General features: G+C 33.7%; 1 protein-coding gene. It reads left to right on the plus strand.

Translation table 11 applies throughout. The features are described from left to right. Positions 1 to 57: 57 nt before the first annotated feature. Positions 58 to 1,065, plus strand: coding sequence for an IS701 family transposase (locus CCPUN_RS04155; RefSeq protein WP_133282316.1), 1,008 nt, complete (start codon positions 58 to 60; stop codon positions 1,063 to 1,065). Positions 1,066 to 1,081: the final 16 nt, after the last annotated feature.

Below are 1,081 nucleotides of genomic sequence, written 5' to 3' on the forward strand. Positions count from 1 at the left end.
TGAATAATTGATATTTTTGTAGTTATAGTTACTAACTTCAAATTATTGTACTCAACGATGAAAGTTACTACGCAACTCTATGGTCAATTTTTGATTAATAGCACTTACAATTACACAGGGACCTATTTTTCAGATATAGTTGCAGGCCTTGAACATGATAGTGTATGGCGCCATCTCAATGGATCAAAATTACCCAGTAGAGCTATATGGGAACGTGTAAAACAAGATATTGTCTATTCTAAGCATGGCTACTTATTGTTTGATGATTCTGTTCATGATAAAAGTTGGAGCAAAAATATCGCATTAGCTAGATGGCAATATTCTGGCACTACTCATGAAACAGTTATGGGTATAGGTGTGGTAAATTGCGTTTATTATAATCCTGATATAGATCGTTATTGGGTTATTGATTCACGTATTTATCAGCCTAATCAAGATGGTAAGAAAAAATATGATCATCTCAAAGATATGCTGTTGAATGCTATAAGTAGAGGTGTTTTATTTCGCACTGTATTGATGGATACCTGGTATGCCATCACTCATATTATGCATTGGATTAATGCTATAGGCTATAAATTTGTCTGTCCAATAAGAAATAATCGACAAGTACTAGATCTTTGGAGTGATGCAACTAATCCCAAATATAGATCCGTAAAGGATTTACCATGGGATCATATGAACATACAACAAGGCGTAGAAGCAAAACTTAAAGCCTGTTCACTAAAATTGAAATTGTTTCGGATTACGGCCCATTCTAACCGAACCGATTACATCATTACTAATGATGAAGCAATAGGTACAACTGAGGATGCTACAAAAGCATGCAAATTCAGATGGAAGATTGAACAATATCACCGTGAGGTTAAACAAGTAACAGGAATAGGTAAGTGTCAGTGTAGAAATGCTAAAGCTCAACGTAAACATATTATTACTTCAATAATAGCTTGGATTGTTATGAATGCACATGCATTGGCTAAAAATAGAACCATTTATGCTATAAAAAATGAACCCTTAAAAATTTTTCAGGAAAAGTTATGGCGTAATCCATATACAGCTTTTAATTAAAAATGCGAAAGTCCTG

This window comes from Cardinium endosymbiont of Culicoides punctatus (genome assembly GCF_004354815.1).
Taxonomy (GTDB): domain Bacteria; phylum Bacteroidota; class Bacteroidia; order Cytophagales; family Amoebophilaceae; genus Cardinium.

What these genes read in the sequence shown, in the direction of transcription:
- CCPUN_RS04155 (WP_133282316.1), top strand. Translation starts at nt 58, where the DNA reads ATGAAAGTTACTACGCAACTCTATGGTCAATTTTTGATTAATAGCACT.